Annotated in this window: 15 protein-coding genes; 8 read left to right on the top strand and 7 right to left on the bottom strand. The window is 67.6% G+C overall.

Going from position 1 to position 15,015, the window contains the following annotated elements; all coding sequences use genetic code 11:
• Nucleotides 1-168: 168 nt before the first annotated feature.
• The 3 genes from HOV91_RS13135 to HOV91_RS13125 are packed head-to-tail and all read left to right on the top strand — an operon-like array spanning nucleotide 169 to nucleotide 2,544.
• Entirely contained in the window at nucleotides 169-1,416 is a 1,248-nt protein-coding gene (locus HOV91_RS13135; RefSeq protein WP_174185650.1) for a type VII secretion target, read from the top strand.
• Nucleotides 1,413-1,901 (top strand): hypothetical protein, encoded by a 489-nt coding sequence (locus tag HOV91_RS13130; protein WP_312884585.1) that lies wholly within the window; start codon nucleotides 1,413-1,415, stop codon nucleotides 1,899-1,901. Before HOV91_RS13135 ends, HOV91_RS13130 begins: the two co-directional genes overlap by 4 nt.
• A gap of 22 nt (nucleotides 1,902-1,923) precedes the next feature.
• Entirely contained in the window at nucleotides 1,924-2,544 is a 621-nt protein-coding gene (locus HOV91_RS13125; RefSeq protein WP_174185649.1) for a DUF3558 domain-containing protein, read from the top strand.
• A 26-nt stretch (nucleotides 2,545-2,570) separates the two neighbouring features.
• Here the strand turns inward: HOV91_RS13125 and HOV91_RS13120 are convergent, their stop codons facing one another.
• Nucleotides 2,571-3,215 (bottom strand): TetR/AcrR family transcriptional regulator, encoded by a 645-nt coding sequence (locus HOV91_RS13120; RefSeq protein WP_174185648.1) that lies wholly within the window; start codon nucleotides 3,213-3,215, stop codon nucleotides 2,571-2,573.
• A gap of 104 nt (nucleotides 3,216-3,319) precedes the next feature.
• Here HOV91_RS13120 and HOV91_RS13115 point away from each other — a divergent pair, with 104 nt between their 5' ends.
• A complete protein-coding gene (locus HOV91_RS13115) occupies nucleotides 3,320-4,165 on the top strand; it encodes an SDR family NAD(P)-dependent oxidoreductase (protein ID WP_217440273.1) in 846 nt (281 codons plus the stop codon).
• Between the two features lie 36 nt (nucleotides 4,166-4,201).
• Here the strand turns inward: HOV91_RS13115 and HOV91_RS13110 are convergent, their stop codons facing one another.
• From HOV91_RS13110 to HOV91_RS13100, 3 genes are all read right to left on the bottom strand, one after another.
• Nucleotides 4,202-4,834, bottom strand: coding sequence for a pyridoxamine 5'-phosphate oxidase family protein (locus HOV91_RS13110; RefSeq protein ID WP_174185647.1), 633 nt, complete (start codon nucleotides 4,832-4,834; stop codon nucleotides 4,202-4,204).
• Between the two features lie 232 nt (nucleotides 4,835-5,066).
• Complete coding sequence (locus HOV91_RS13105; RefSeq protein WP_174185646.1) at nucleotides 5,067-7,253, bottom strand: molybdopterin-dependent oxidoreductase; 2,187 nt, start codon at nucleotides 7,251-7,253, stop codon at nucleotides 5,067-5,069.
• 189 nt (nucleotides 7,254-7,442) lie between these two features.
• Entirely contained in the window at nucleotides 7,443-7,922 is a 480-nt protein-coding gene (locus HOV91_RS13100) for a hypothetical protein (RefSeq protein ID WP_312884584.1), read from the bottom strand.
• A gap of 430 nt (nucleotides 7,923-8,352) precedes the next feature.
• Between HOV91_RS13100 and HOV91_RS13095 the strand changes: the two genes are divergently transcribed.
• Both HOV91_RS13095 and HOV91_RS13090 read left to right on the top strand, forming a co-directional pair.
• Nucleotides 8,353-8,913 carry a DUF4282 domain-containing protein gene (locus tag HOV91_RS13095; protein ID WP_174185644.1) on the top strand — a complete coding sequence of 187 codons (561 nt, stop codon included), beginning with the start codon at nucleotides 8,353-8,355 and terminating at the stop codon, nucleotides 8,911-8,913.
• 208 nt (nucleotides 8,914-9,121) lie between these two features.
• Nucleotides 9,122-9,997 (top strand): helix-turn-helix domain-containing protein, encoded by an 876-nt coding sequence (locus tag HOV91_RS13090; protein ID WP_174185643.1) that lies wholly within the window; start codon nucleotides 9,122-9,124, stop codon nucleotides 9,995-9,997.
• Between the two features lie 20 nt (nucleotides 9,998-10,017).
• Here the strand turns inward: HOV91_RS13090 and HOV91_RS13085 are convergent, their stop codons facing one another.
• Nucleotides 10,018-10,446, bottom strand: a complete 429-nt coding sequence (locus HOV91_RS13085; protein ID WP_174185642.1) for a MarR family winged helix-turn-helix transcriptional regulator — start codon at nucleotides 10,444-10,446, stop codon at nucleotides 10,018-10,020.
• Nucleotides 10,447-10,531: 85 nt separating this feature from the next.
• On the opposite strand from HOV91_RS13085, the gene HOV91_RS13080 reads away from it, so the two are divergent.
• Nucleotides 10,532-11,998: an MFS transporter gene (locus tag HOV91_RS13080; protein WP_174185641.1), complete on the top strand. Its 1,467-nt coding sequence runs from the start codon at nucleotides 10,532-10,534 to the stop codon at nucleotides 11,996-11,998.
• A 287-nt stretch (nucleotides 11,999-12,285) separates the two neighbouring features.
• On the opposite strand, the gene HOV91_RS13075 is transcribed toward HOV91_RS13080, so the two are convergent.
• Together HOV91_RS13075 and rfbA are read right to left on the bottom strand one after the other, a co-directional pair.
• Complete coding sequence (locus tag HOV91_RS13075; RefSeq protein WP_174185672.1) at nucleotides 12,286-12,834, bottom strand: dTDP-4-dehydrorhamnose 3,5-epimerase family protein; 549 nt, start codon at nucleotides 12,832-12,834, stop codon at nucleotides 12,286-12,288.
• A 2-nt stretch (nucleotides 12,835-12,836) separates the two neighbouring features.
• Entirely contained in the window at nucleotides 12,837-13,709 is an 873-nt protein-coding gene (gene rfbA / locus HOV91_RS13070; RefSeq protein WP_174185640.1) for a glucose-1-phosphate thymidylyltransferase RfbA, read from the bottom strand.
• Between the two features lie 227 nt (nucleotides 13,710-13,936).
• Here rfbA and HOV91_RS13065 point away from each other — a divergent pair, with 227 nt between their 5' ends.
• A complete protein-coding gene (locus HOV91_RS13065) occupies nucleotides 13,937-14,926 on the top strand; it encodes an alpha/beta hydrolase (protein ID WP_174185639.1) in 990 nt (329 codons plus the stop codon).
• The last annotated feature ends 89 nt before the right edge of the window (nucleotides 14,927-15,015 follow it).

Below are 15,015 nucleotides of genomic sequence, written 5' to 3'. Positions count from 1 at the left end.
GTAGCGATTGACACCCGTTTTCAGCCGCCCTAGCATCCCAGCCCGGGAGTTCCAGGAGGGGAGTGATCGCTGTGCCGCACGCGGTGAGCAAACGGTTTTCCATGAGAAGGTCTTGCAGCGCAACAGCTTTGGCGGTTTCCGATCGCCGGTCATGGCTGGACGTGCGCAATGGGTGAGCAGTTGCTGGCGGAACCCGGGGAAATCGCGGGTCTCGGCAAGCTGGTCGGCGCGGTCGGCGACGACGCTGCTGCGGCGGCGAAATTCGCCGGTGAGCACTGCATGCCTGCCGACTGGCTCCAAGGGCCGATCATCGACCAGTTGATCGCACCGATCAAAGAAGCGGCCACCGCGACGCAGCAGCGTATGGCCGAAATGGCCACGGCTACGACGTCCACCGGCACCGAGCTCAACAAAGCGGCGTGGATGTACCACGACCGAGACCAGAAGAACTACACCGCGCTGAACCAGAACACTTTCAGCGGGCCGGTTGCGGCGGGTGCCCCGGTGAGCGCCGATGTCGAGGCGCAGGGGTCCACCGCGGCTTACGTCTCGCCGGTCGACTACCCGAAGACGAAAGCGTTCGAGCTGCAGGAACCGCAGTCGAACAAGGAGGACACCGTCGCACTCATCGGCGAGGTGGCTCCGGTGCTCGGTGATGTGAACGAATCGATCAAGAGCATCACCCGCACGGCCGGCAACGAGATAGATCCGCTCGGCAAGTGCCTGGAACCGATCCCCGGCAACTGGAGCGAGGTCCGGCGGATCGGCGAAGCCTACAAGGCGGCCGGAAACGGCATGGAGGCTTGCGGAGACAACCTGGAAGCGGGCCTGAAGAAAGTCGACTCCCACTGGAACGGCAAAGCCGCCCTCTCGTTCAACGATTGGGCGAACCGGCAGATCGCCGCGATGAAATGGGAGGGCCCGGTCGGCCGGATCATCAGCGATGTGCTCGGGGTCGTCGCCGACGAGATCAGGTCGGCCGTCAAGACCATCCTCACCAAGCTGTGGGACATCCTCAACGACCAGATCGACTTCACCAGCGTCAAGGGCGTGTTCAAGACGATCGCCAGGAAGATTCCGGCCGTCGGCCAGCTCTACGAGATCGTCAATCTCGGCATCAAGATCTTCGAGATCGTCAAGAAGGCGATAGATCTGGTCGTCGGTATCCAGAAGCTCGTCGATCAAGTCAAGCGACTGCTGGAGTACGTCAAAGACCCGGTCGGACAGCTGAAGGAGGGCGCGGAACAGAAGCTGAACGAGGTCATCGCGCCGTTCACCGACAAGTTGGAGAAGGCGGCCAAGGCGACGGCCGTCGCCACCGACCTATCGAAGATAGCCCAGGTCGACGACACGTTGAATCGGCCGAAGGAATCGTATGAGATCGGCTCCGGCGGAAAACCCTGGGAGGACGCGTGAAATCGCAATGGGGCAGCATGCGCGAGCCGAACCTGGACCCTGCCGTCGAAGCGCTCGTCCGCAACGTCATGAACGCGGTGGACGATCTGCGAACCGCGCGAATCCAGCTGGAGAACCTCGATGTAGCCGCATTGCTGCACGAAGTCACCGAAGTGACCGACGAATTCATGTCGAATCTCGCGGCAGCGCCCGGCGCCTCTGCCGCATTGCAGGCCTACGCCGAGCGCGTTCGCGAGGGCGAGTGCCGATGGTGCGACATCGAACAGCTGGCGCGACCGGTGCCGCCGGAGGTCGCGGAGCTGAAGAACTCTCCACAATTCGAGTGGAAGTGGGACCCTGAGCCGCCGCAGCCCCCGTCATCGCCACCCCCGCCGTCCACGCCGCCGCCGCTGCGCCGAACCACTGCGCGTGACGATGTCGTCGGCCCCAGCGATTGGCCCGACGACTTCGACGACTACCCCACGGGGAAGTCATGGCTGGTGTGACAGCGGAAGCGGGGATGCGATCGTGAAGCGATTCCGCACCACCGGCAGTGCGTTGCTCGCGCTCGCCGCGCTGACCGCCTGCGCTCCCGGGGAATCGAACGACACGGCGGCGAGCCGTCCATCGACGTCGACCACTTCGGCCCCGTCGATGGCCGCTTCCGTATCACCGGCACCGGTGCAAACGGACTCGAAGACGCCGGTGCGGTTCGATCCTTGCTTCGAGGTGAGCGATGAGCTGGTCGCCCGCGCCGGGTTCGATCCGGCAACACGTCAGCGATCCGCCGGTGAGGTCGTCACCGATCTTCTGACCGCGATCGGATGCTCGTTCCGTCGAATCGCGCTCGTGGACGGTCGGAAAGTCATCAGCGGAAGCGTCACGGTGCACGCTACGAACACACCCTTGGAGCAGGTGAAGAGTTCCGACGAGTACACAGTCTTCGCGACCGATGCCGTCAACGGGCGAGAGGCCGCGCTGTACACGGTGCCCGCGCTTCCCGGAGCCTGTTACGCGGCGATCGATTCCACGGACGGAACGTTGGAGATCGGATTGACGGCCGTTCCAGGCGTCGTTCCGGTTCCGGCCTCCTGCGACCAGATCCGCGAAGTAGCCACCACCTTCGCTACCGCGCTCGGTGACAAGTAGTCCGCTACCTGTCGCGAAAGCGGTACTCAGCGGCCGAATGCCTTGAGGAAGGTCGCCACCGCGGAGTCGGTGAGGTAGCGGAGTTCGGTGTCGGGGATAGGCGATGTCCCGAGCCGGAGCAGACCGTCCGCGGGACCGGCCAGCAGTGCGGTGAACTGCCCGGCCGCCATCTCGGGATCATCGATGCCGAGCCGACCGGCCAGCGACAGCCGGGCGAGCCGATCGCCGAGTGCCACGGTGGTGCGACGGGAGACCTCGGTCACGAGATCGATCAGATCCGGAAATTGCGTGGCTTCGGCGGAGACCAGCCGTCGCAACGCACGCGATTCCTCGGCGCAATAGCACCTGAGCAATTGCAGCCCGACTTCTCGTAAGCGAGCGGGCAGATCGTCGCCGGGGGATTCGAGCTGCTCGATCACGCCCAGGTTCGCCGCGAGTGCGGTCCGCGAAAGTGAGTGCACCGCTTGGCGGAACAGGGACTCCTTGTCGTGGAAGTGGTTGTAGACGGTGGCCTTGGCGACCTTGGCCTCGGCGGCGATGTCATCCACCCGGGCCTGCGCGTACCCCACCCGCGCGAAGACCGTGAACGCCGCGGCCAAGACGGCCTGCTGTTTGTCGATCCGGCCACGGGACGGCGTTTGCCAGTTCCCGGACGTCTGCAACGCGGTCATGCGGTCATCATAACCATCGGACCAGCGAGTTGGACTTTTAAGTCTTCATATTCAGACTGTTGAGTCTAGACTGGCTAGTCTAGGAGTAGTTCTACTCGAAGGGAATGTCCGTGAAAACAGTGGTGATCACCGGCGGGACCGATGGCATGGGGAAGGCGCTGGCGCTGACCTACCTGCGTCGCGGCGATCAGGTCGTCGTCATCGGCACCGACGCGTCCAAAGGGCAGGCGATGGTGGATGCCGCCGTCGAACTGGGGGCCGACGCGCGCATCGAGTTCATCCGGGCGGATCTGAGTTCGGTCGCGGAGAACCGGCGGGTGATCGAGCGGATCACGGCGGCGCACGAGGTGGTGGACACGCTCGTGCTCGGCGCGCGCTACTACCGCGCCACGCGGTTCGTCACCCCGGAAGGTCTCGAAGCCAATTTCGCGCTGTTCTATCTGAGCAGGTACCTGCTCGGGCACGGCCTCGCGACCCAGTTGGACCGGGCGGACGCTCCCGTGATCCTCGACTTGTCCGGCCCCGGCGGCGACCTCGCCGGAATCCGCTGGGACGACCTACAGTTCGCCGAGTCCTACGATCCCGATGCGGTCATGCGGCAATGCGGGAAGCTGAGCGATCTCCTCGCGGTGGGCTTCACTCGGCGCTACCCCGACAGCCGGATTCGATATGTCCTGTTGCACCCCGGACTGACGGCGACCGGCTTCACCGGGCAATACGACGCCGCCAGTGCCGAATTGGTCGCGAGCATGCGGAAGCGGGGCCAACCGGTGGAAGCCGCTCTCACTCGCATCCTCCGTCACCTCGACCACCCGCCGACCGCACGACTCAGCGCGTTCATGCAGGACGACCCGGTCGACGTCCACAGCCGTCCATTCGACCCCGAAGCCGCCGACCGACTGGCGCGAATCACCGCTGATCTGCTTCGCACGCGAACCAGCGGCGAATAGCGTCCGTTCTTCCACGCGCTCGGCGCCTACCGCCTCTCAGAACCCACTGATCGACGTCTCGGCCAGTTCGTCCTTCTCCGCCTTCGCGCCGAAGTAGTCACCGCCTTTGGCGCGCATGTTGTCGGTGCCCCACTCGCGTTGTGCGCGTGGGGCGGGGATGAGGTGGGGGATGTGTTTGCGGCAGTGGATGTAGGCCTCCTCGACGTCGACCACCACCCAGTTCTCGGCGGCACGGCCCTTGTGGTTGAGGGGCAGGTCGGTCACGACGCCACGGAGGGCCGGGTCGGAGACGATGTGTGCCGAGCCGTTGATGTGCAGTCCGATGAGGTCGCGCACGAAATCGATGAGCAGAATCCCGACGTGCGGGTTCTCCAGGATATTGCCGAGACTGGCCATCACGCCGTTGCCACGGTATTCCGGGTAGGCGATTCGGCGTTCATCGATGACGTGCAGAAAACCGGGTACCCCGGCACGGAAAGTCGCGTCGCATTCGCCGTGTTTGTCCGCCGTGGCGATGAACGCCATATCCATCCGGCCGATGAATTCGATCATCGCCGGATTCAGCCGATCGAGCACCTGATCGTCGTAGAAGCGCTGGGCTCGATCCTGTGTTCCGTACCGTTCTTGCAGCTCACGCTCTCCGTCGCTGCCGTTGTGTGCACCGGGCATTGCCGCCCCCTCTGGTCGCCGGAATCCGGGGTCCACCAGGCTCGACGTTGAACCGCGGTCGTACCGAGATCGCGACAATTTTAGATGAGAAGCACGCGGCAAAACGTCGGAATCCACGGAGACAGTGCCCGTGATTCGCTTCCGACGCAAAGATTTCCATAGATTAGCTAAGAGCCGACCGGCCGGAATTATTTCCGGCCGGTCGGGATTTGCGGAAGTGAAGTGCGGTGCCTCAGGCAGGGGCCAGCGTAACCGGAACCCCGTTGAACACGGCGTTTCCGGACGGCGCGTCGACCACCGAATCATCGGTGAGCACATTGGCGTTGACGCCCGCGTGCGCGCGGGCCACGCGCTGCCCGCTGTCGGCGTGACCCCACCCGTGCGGCAGGCTCACCACGCCAGGCATGATGGCCTCGGTCGGCTCCAGCGGAACCGTCAGCGTCCCGGCGGCCGACTTCACCACCGCTCGGTCACCGAGTCCGAGCCGCGCCACGTCGGCCGGATTGATGTGCAGTGTGCAGCGATTCGATCCGCTCACCAGCGGGGCGATGTTGTGCATCCAACTGTTGTTGGACCGCAGCTGCCGCCGTCCGATCAGCACGATCTCCGGTGCGGCGTCGGACAGTCGTGCTCGCATCCGTTCCACGTCGTCGAGCAGTGGCCGAGGGGCCAGGTCCACCCGGCCGCTCGCCGTGCGAAGCACGCCGGGCAGACGGGGCTGCAACGGGCCGAGATCGATGCCGTGCGGGTTGTCCAGCAGCACTTGCAGGTTGAGCGTGCCGCCGTTCCACTCCCCGTACGGTCCGAGGCGCAGCATCAGGTCGATGCGTTGCTCGGTGCTGTTCTCGCCGATCAGATCGCCGCGCCGCTGCGCGAACCCGGCCTTGTGCAGCATTCCCGCGATGACGAGTTCGTCCACGGCGGTGAGCGGATCGACCCCGTCGGAGCCGTTGTGCGGCCTGCCGGTCAGCGCCGCGGCGAGACGAGCCAGCACGCCGGGCTCGGACGGTCGATCGCCCAGTGGCACCAAGGGGCGGGAGTAGCGGGTGTAGTTCCGCACGGCGAATTGCAGCAGCGCGAAATCGTAGTGCGCCGACTGGGTGGGACGCGGGGGAGGCAGGATCACATCGGCGTGCTTGGTGGTTTCGTTCAGGTACCGGTCCACGCTGACCATGAAGTCGAGCTGGGCGAACGCCTCGTCCAAGCGGGCGCCGCTCGGCGCGGACAGCACCGGATTCCCGGCGACGGTCACCAGCGCGCGGATCTGGCCCGCGCCGGGCGTGATGATCTCGTCGGCGAGCGTGGCGACGGGCAGTTCGCCCATCGCCTCGGGCAGTTCGCGCACTCGGCTGGTCCAGCGGCCGGTGCGGAACGGCCTGGTACGCGGGATGCCGCCCGCGGCGGCGGTGGCGAACATCGCGCCGCCGGGAGAGTCGAGGTTGCCGGTCAGCGCGTTGATCGCGTCGACCAGCCATTGCGTGATCGTGCCGAATTCCGCGGTGCAGGTGCCGATGCGGGCGTACACGGCCGCGGTCGGCGCCGCCGCGAGCTCGCGGGCCAGGCGCACGATCGTGGCGGCGGGGACGCCGGTGCGGGCCGCGACCGTCTCGGGGTCGAACGCCGCGGCGGCCGTGCGCAGTTCGTCCAGGCCGGTGACCTCCACCCGCAGATCGGTCAACTGCTCGGCGAACAGCGTGTGCACGATGCCGAACAGCAGGTAGGCGTCGCTGCCCGGCCGGATGAACAGGTGCTCGTCGGCGAGTTTGGCGGTGCGGGTCAGCCGGGGATCGACCACAACGAAGCGACCGCCCCTACCGCGCAGCGCCTTCAGCCGGCCCGGGAAATCGGGTGCGGTGCACAGTGAGCCGTTCGACTCCAGCGGATTCGCCCCGAGCATCAGCAGATAATCGGTGCGGTCCAGGTCGGGTACCGGCACGGTCAGCGGGTCGCCGAACATCAGTCCACTGGCCACCTGTTTGGGCATCTGGTCGGCGGTGCTGGCCGAGAAGATGTTCTTGGTGCCGAGCGCGCGCAGCAGCATCGGCAGGTACAGCGTGCCTGCCACGGTGTGCGCGTTGGGGTTGCCCAAGTAGGCCCCGGCCGACTGGTTTCCGTGCTCGGCCACGACGGCGCGGAAGCGCTCGGCGATGTAGTCGAAGGCTTCGTCCCAGGTCGCGCTGCGCCGAGCGCCGGTCGCGCGATCGCGGATCAGCGGCTCGGTCACCCGGTCCGGGTCCTCGTCGAGGTGGCCGAAACTGGCCCCCTTGGGGCAGATGAAGCCCTTGCTGAAGGGATCGCTGCGGTCGCCGCGGACCGAGGTCACGTGGTCGTCGGGATCCAGGGTGATTTCCAGGCCGCAGACCGCCTCACAGAGCGGGCAGGTCCGCAGCAGATTGCGCGATTGCGTGATCGGGGCCATACCCCATCTTGTCGTCCAGCGGTGAAACTGAAAAGAGAACGCTTGATATCGACAACGCCGAACGACCGGTACCCGGCGGCGCTCCGGGGTGGGGATCCGGAGCGCCGGGACGGATACCGGTCGCAAACAGGCCGGGTAGCGCGGCCCCGGCCCGCGATCAGCAGGTGAACTCGATCAGGGGCGCGTTGCTCAGCAGGCGATGGTCAGCTTCGCGCGACGCGACGCGGTGGCCGCGCGCACGGCCGCGGCGATCGCGACGACCGGCGGCACCCAGCGGGCCTCGGCGGGCGCGACGCCCCAGCAGGCCGAACCGGCCGAGAGATGGGTGGGCGGCAGCGGGATGCCCGCGCCGTCGGTGTACACGGTCGCACCGGCCTCGCGCAGCGCCTGCAGCGCCATCGCGGCCTTGCGGACGCCGGTGACCAGGTGGATCTCGCGACGCTCCGGGCCGGGAATCTCGATCACCGCACCGGAGAGGTTGTTCGCGCGCAGGAAGCGGCGGACCTCGCCGGCCAGTTCGCCGGTGACCTCGATGCCGGACAGGTCGTCGTCGGTGATCAGGCTCAGACCGTTGGCCGTTTCGGCGACCGTCCACCCGCGCTGGTTGTAGTCCTGCGCAGCGGCGGTCAGTTCGGCCGCCGTGACGGAAGTCGGAAACGTGGTGCGCACTGTCTTCTCCATTCCCCGGTATCTCTGGGTCCTGCATTCATGGGTCGTATCGCCGGGGGCCGCCGCGGACGTTACGGGTTCTCCGAAAGAATTTCCGGAGTGTCGCCTACGTCTCATTTCCGAGGGGGTTCGTCCACCTTCGGCCGGGCATCCCGAGGTGGCTCGCCAGGCTTGCCACGCAGCTACTTTCGGCCGCGGACCTGGCCCCTCGCTGTGCCGAAGCTGCGAGATCGCTGTGGATGGGTGTGCACGATGTTGCTGGTACGAAAAGATCCCGGTCGAGTGCGTTTCCGGCTGGATCCGCCCGCCCCGGGCAGGGAGGATTCCGGCATGGGCGTCAGGCCGGAGGCGGCAGCCCGCGTGACCACGCAGGACCCGCGCATGCCGAGGAGGACACAGCATGGGCGTCAGGCCCGGAGGAGGACCCGGCATGAGTGACGAATCCAACGACACGGGTGCGCCCGCGGACGACGAGGAGTACGAGGCCGAGTCCCGCTGGATCGCGTGGAAGGAGTCGGCGGCCAAGCGGTTGTCCGGGGCCGCCGACGAGGACCAGCCCGCCGAGCCGTTCCGCAGTCCGCGCGCGTTCGTCCAGTGGAGCGCCGCGGCCGCGCGCGCCCTGCTCGATGTGCAGTTCCACCGCCCGGCCACCCGGACGCTCTTGCCGCTGGCCTACATGCTCGGGCTGGTGTTCGCCGTCGCGGTCCCCATCACGCTCACGGTGTCGGCGTGGCGGGTATCCGCGGTGTTGGGCGTGCTCGCCGCGGTGCTCGGCGTTCCGCTCGGGCTGACCATCGCGGCCGCCGTCCGCCTGATGCTGGAGTTCCTGGTGAACGCCGAGCGTCTGGCGACCAGGGTGGAGCACATCAGCGAGCTGGCCGACGACCTGTTCCAGGCGCTGTCGGACGTGGCCGAGCCGGTCAACCAACTGTCCGAAGACGTTCGGGCGGTGCAGTTCTGGCGCTTCCGCAAGGGAAACCCGCGCAGGTAGGAGACGAAAACGCGCCGCGCGGAAGGGGTTTGACTCGCTGGAGCCACCGGCCTGGCTGAGACACCCACCGTGACCCATGCGAGTTTCACTGTGAACAATGCTGTTCGGATACCCCGCAGATCCACCACGGGTGTCCGGAGAGGCGGCCGCGTCGCAGATCCAGCACGGTTCACGGTGCGGCCGGTGTACGGCGAGACAGGGGGGAAGCATGGCTTTACCACAGGGGACGACCGGATCGACCATGCCGCGGCGACAGCTCGGCAGGCAGCTGCGTGATCTGCGCAATCGGGCCGGGATGACCACGCGGGTGGCCGCGCAGCAGCTGGAATGGTCGGAGGCGAAGATCTGGCGGATCGAGACCGGTCAGACCTCGCTGCGCGGTCTCGATGTCGAGGCGATGTGCAAGGTCTACGGCGCGCCGCACGATCTGCTCGAACCGCTGCGCGCGCTGGCGCGCGACACCAAGGCGAAGGGGTGGTGGACCGCCTACGGCGACGTGATCCCGGAGGGCTTCGACGTCTACATCGGGCTGGAGGAGGCGGCCACCCGGCTGTCCACCTACGAGAACGAACTCGTCCCGGGACTGCTGCAAACCGAGGGCTACACCCGCGCGGTGTTCGCCGCGGCGCATCCGGAGCTGTCCGCCGACGAACTCGACCGCAGAGTGCGCCTACGACAGGCCCGGCAGGCGCTGGTCACCCGAGCCGACGCGCCGCTGCGGCTGGACGCCCTGATCGGCGAGGCGGTGCTGCGGCGGCGGATCGGCGACCCGGAAGTGTTCGCCGAGCAACTCGACCGGCTGCACCGTATGGCCGAGTTGCCGAACGTGCGGATCCGGCTGGTGCCCATGGATTGCGGCTATCACGACGGGATGACCTCAGGCCGGTTCGTGCTGCTCGATTTCCCCGAGGCGCCTTCCGGCGAGCCGTCCGAACCGCCGGTGGTCTACGTGGAGGCGTTCACCGGACCGATCTACGTGGACAAAGAGCACGAGATCGCGCGCTTCCGCGCGGCGTTCGCGAACATCGAAGCGATGGCGGTCGACCTGCGCCAAGGCGTCGATGCCGCCCTCCGGTCGCTGTGACCTGCGGCCGTTCGCGCTGATCAGCACTTCGGCGGACCCGGCAGCTCCCAGGTATCGCTCAGGACGGCCCGGTGTGTGGGCAGGGCCTGTTCGTAGACTTCTCGGCCCTTCTCGGTGAGGCAGACGAACACGGCGCGGCGGTCTTGCGCGCACATCGTGCGCCGGACGAGGCCGTCGCGCTCCAGCCGGGCGACGGCCCGCGACAGTGCGCTCTGACTGAGGTAGATGTCGTTGGCCAGATCGCTCATGCGGTAGTCGCCGCAGTTCGCGTCGACCAGTCGATCCAGCGTCTCGAATTCGCTGAGGCCGATGTGATGGCCGTTCTGGAGCGCCTTCTCGAGTGCGCAACTCACCGTCGCGTGCCGGTCGAGCAGCTCGCGCCACTCTTCGACCAGCCCGGTCGGCGCGACGGTGCGCCGGGCTGGGTCCGCGGTGGTCGGCTTCGACATGGCCCCATCTTAGTGGCGAGGGCATGTCCATGCAACCGCATTAAATGTGTTGGCATTTAATGCACGCGCATGTAATGTCCTCCGCATGACTTCACCAGCCACGCTCTCGGCCGCCGCGGCGACCGATCCGACCAGATGGTCAGCCCGGCTCTGGGGCATGCTGATCACGCTGTGCATCGTGCTGTTCCTCGACGGTCTCGACGTTTCGATGATCGGAGTCGCGCTGCCGTCCATCGGCGCGGAACTCGATCTGTCCACCTCGACCCTCCAGTGGCTGGTCAGCGGCTACGTACTCGGGTACGGCGGTCTGCTGCTGCTCGGCGGCCGCACCGCCGACCTGCTCGGGCGGCGCAAGGTCTTCCTGATCGCGCTCGCGGTCTTCGCGGTCGCCTCGCTCGCAGGCGGTCTGGTCAGCTCCGGTCCGCTGCTGATCCTGACCCGCTTCGTCAAGGGCCTCGCCGCCGCGTTCACCGCGCCGACCGGACTGTCCATCATCACCACCAACTTCGCCGAGGGACCGGCCAGGAACAAGGCGCTGTCCATCTACACGGTGTTCGGCGCGGGCGGATACTCCATGGGTCTGCTGTTCGGCGGCCTGATGACCGGTGTCGGCTGGCGCTGGACGTTCCTGCTCCCGGTGCCGATCGCGCTCGCCGCGCTGGCCGCCGCCTACGTGCTGGTGCCCAAGGACAAGCCTGCCGAGGAAGGCGGACACGACCTGCTGGGTGCGCTGCTGTCCACCGCGGCCATGCTGCTGCTGGTCTACACCGTGGTCGCCGCGCCCGAAGTGGGCTGGAACTCGGCACGCACCGTCGGCTCGTTCGTCGCGGTCGTCGCGTTGTTCGCCGGCTTCGTCGCGGTGGAGAAGCGGGTGCGTTACCCGCTGGTGCGTCTGGGCATCCTGCGCAAGTCCTCGCTGGTCCGCGCCAGCCTCGCGATCGTCGCGGTGGCGGGCTCCTACTTCAGCTGGCAGTTCATCGTGACGCTGTACATGCAGGACACGCTCGGCTGGTCGCCGCTGAAGCTGTCCATGGCGCTGCTGCCGGTGGGTCTGCTCGTCGTGCTGTCGGCGTTCTTCTCCGACAAGCTGGTGGATCGTTTCGGCACGGGGCCGGTGATCGCGGTCACCATGGTCGTGATGGCCGTCGGTTACCTGCTGTTCCTGCGGCTGGACACCGCGCCCTCCTACCTGACGATGCTGCTGCCCGCGGTGCTGCTCATCGGCATCGGCTGGGTCGGCTTCCCGGCCATCAACATCCAGGCCACCAACGGCATCGATGACGACGAGCAGGGCCTCGCCGCCGGCGTGCTACAGACCTCCATGCAGGTCGGCGCGGCCATCGTGCTCGCGGTGACCACGGCGATCATCGCCTCCGGCGCGCACGCCGACATCTCGGCCGCCGGGATGCTCGACACCTACCGGCCGGGCCTGGAGTTCGCCGCGGGCGTGTCCATCGTCGGCGCGCTCGTCGCCCTGCTGGCCTTCGCGCCGCGCTTCCGCGCCAAGGAGCGCGCGGCGGACGAGGCGAAGGAGCTGGAACTCGTCGCCTGACCGCCTGATCCTGACCGCCTGGCCGTCGAGCGCCGTCACCGCACCTGGTGGCGGCGCTCGCGTATGCGCCCGCCGAACGGCTCCGGCGCAGGTTACCGCCGTTCGCCCGTGGCTTCGATGCGCTGCCCTCGCCTTGCCGATCCTGACGCGGGTCGGAACGGGTGTGCGGCTGCCTCGCCCCGCCCGGCCTGGCACGGGTTTCGGCTGCGTGAGGTCAGTCGTGCCGATGGGCGGCCCCGGGCGGGCCTGAACTCGGTCGGGGCCGCGCCGGCCCGCCTCTCGGTGGATCAGGAGAAGGGCGGGGCAGCGGTGTCTTTCGCGGAACGGATGAAGGTGAGCTCTTTGCCGTCCCGCCCCACTCGCGGCCACTCGATGCCCAGGGTGGGATCGAACGCATCGATGTCGTGGTCGAACTCGGGCTGGTATTCCAGTGAGCACAGGTAGGTGACCGTGGATCCGTCCGCCAAGGAGAGGATCGCGTGGCCGAGCCCTTCGGACAGGAACACCGAGCGCCGGTCGACGTCGTCGAGCAGCACGCTGTCCCAGCGTCCGTAGGTCGGCGAGCCGGGGCGCAGGTCCACCACCACGTCGAGGAACGCGCCACGCACGCAGGTCACGTACTTGGCCTGACCGGGCGGGTCCTCGGTGTAGTGGATGCCGCGCAGCACCCCGGCCGCCGACACCGAGCAGTTCACCTGCCGCAGGTCGAACGCCCGCCCGGTCGCCTTCTCGAACTCCGAGGCCTTGAACCCCTCGAGGAACATGCCGCGATCGTCACCGTGCTGACGCGGGGTGACCACCCAGGCGCCCGGAACCGCGAGTTCCCGGAACTCCATGCTCACCAGTCCCGTCCGCGTTCGAGCAGATCCAGCAGGTAGCGGCCGTACCCGGAGCGCACCAGCGGTTCGGCGAGTTCGCACAGCCGATCGTCGTCGATGTAGCCCATCCGCCAGGCCACCTCCTCGGGGACGCCGATCTTCAGGCCCTGCCGCTCCTCGATGGTGCGCACGTAATTGGCCGCGTCCAGCAGGGAATCGAAGGTGCCGGTGTCCAGCCAGGCCGTGCCGCGGGCGAGCACGTCCACGCTCAGCCGATCCTGTTCCAGGTAGGCGCGATTGATGTCGGTGATCTCGTACTCGCCACGCGCCGACGGCCGCAGCGAACGGGCGATCTCCACCACGTCGTTGTCGTAGAAGTACAGCCCGGGAATGGCGTAGTTGGACCGTGGCGCCTTCGGCTTCTCCTCGATGGACACCGCACGTCCCTCGGTGAACTCTACGACGCCGTAGGCGGTCGGGTCCGACACCCAGTAGGCGAACACCGCGCCGCCGTCGATCTCGTGGAAGCGGTGCAGACTGGTGCCGAGGCCCGGCCCGTGGAAGATGTTGTCGCCGAGCACCAGTGCGGCGCGATCGGTGCCGATGTGGTCGGCGCCGAGAACGAATGCCCTGGCCAAGCCGTCCGGCTCGGGCTGAACCACGTAGCTCAGCGACAGACCGAACTGCGCGCCGTCGCCGAGCAGCCGTCGGAACGCCGCGGCGTCCTCGGGCGTGGTGATCACCAGGATGTCCCTGATCCCCGCGAGCATCAGCGTGGAAAGGGGGTAGTAGACCATGGGTTTGTCGTAGACCGGGACCAGCTGCTTGCTCACCCCGCGCGTGATCGGGTGCAACCGGGAGCCGGTACCGCCCGCCAAGATGATTCCGCGCATGCTTGGAGTCTGCCAGTTTCACGGCGCCGGGATTCGGTGAGGTTCCGAGTAGTCCTCGATTCGGTCACGAGCGTTTCGCCACGACCCGTATCGGGCGATTCTGTTGCATAGGTCACGATGCGCATGGTGTTCTGAATAGACACTGTGTGAGATGTCAGCGCCGACACCTCGCCTGGGCGACCTCGGTCCGGTCGTGAATCGGCGCGCCAGTTCGAGGTAGGTGCGCGATGGCGACCAGACACGGCGAGCCCGGCGTGGTGATGAATCCGAAGGGCCCCAGCGCGCAATCGCGTCTGCTGCTGGCCACCTGTATGGGCGTGGTGCGGCCGGTGCTGCGCACCTTCCCGGTCACCAGGACGACCATTCCGCTGGGCGCCGCCACGGTGAGCGGCTTGGCGCGGTTGCGTCCGCGGCCGCACGGCGTCGATCGCGAGCAGGTGTCGCTGCACGGTATCCGCCTGGAGATCATCCGCCCGGCCGGCGCGGCGCGGGCGCTGCGCCATGGCGCGGTGCTGTACATGCACGGCGGCGGCTTCGCGATCTGCGACACGTGCAGCCACCGTCCGGTCGCGGCGAGCCTGGCCCGCCGTACCGGGCTGCCCGTGATCAACGTCGAATACCGCCAGTTGCCCGGCACGCGCATCACCCAGTCGGTGCGGGACTGTCTGTCCGCCTACCGCTGGCTGCTGCGCCACGGCGCGGACCCGGCGCGGATCGTCTTCGCGGGCGACTCGGCGGGCGGATTCCTCGCCTTCGCGACCGCCCTGCTCGCTCTGGAGGCGGGACTGCCCGCACCGGCCGGGTTGGTCGGCCTGAGCCCGCTGCTGGACCTGGATTACGCGGCGAAGCGGGACTATGTGAACGTCACGCGTGATCCGTACATCCCGCTGTCGGCGTTGGCGGCCGTGGTGCGCATCGGCGCGGAGGTCGACGGGATGCTCGATCCGAGCCTGTCGCCGGTCAACGCGGTGCTGTCCGGGCTGCCTCCGGTGCTGTTGATCGCCGCCGAGGACGAGGTGCTGCGGTTCGATTCCGAGCTGATGGCACAGCGGCTCACCGCGGCGGGTGTCCCGAACACGCTGGAACTGTGGCGCGGCCAAGTGCACGCCTTCATGAGCATCGCGCCTGGCCTGCCGGAGAGCAGGGCGGCGCTGGCGCGGGTTTCGCGATTCGTGCGGGCCCGCATCGAGGACGACCAGCAGGCACGGACGGCTTGACCGCCCGGCCTTCCGAGGCGAGCCTCGTTCCGCAGTCAGCCGGGACGGGGCTCGCGTCCTGTCGGGGCACCAGGCCGACCGGTGTGGTC

The organism is Nocardia barduliensis, assembly GCF_013315795.1.
GTDB lineage: Bacteria > Actinomycetota > Actinomycetes > Mycobacteriales > Mycobacteriaceae > Nocardia > Nocardia barduliensis.
The sequence above is the reverse complement of the archived record's forward strand: the minus strand, read 5'-3'. Positions and strand labels throughout refer to the sequence as shown.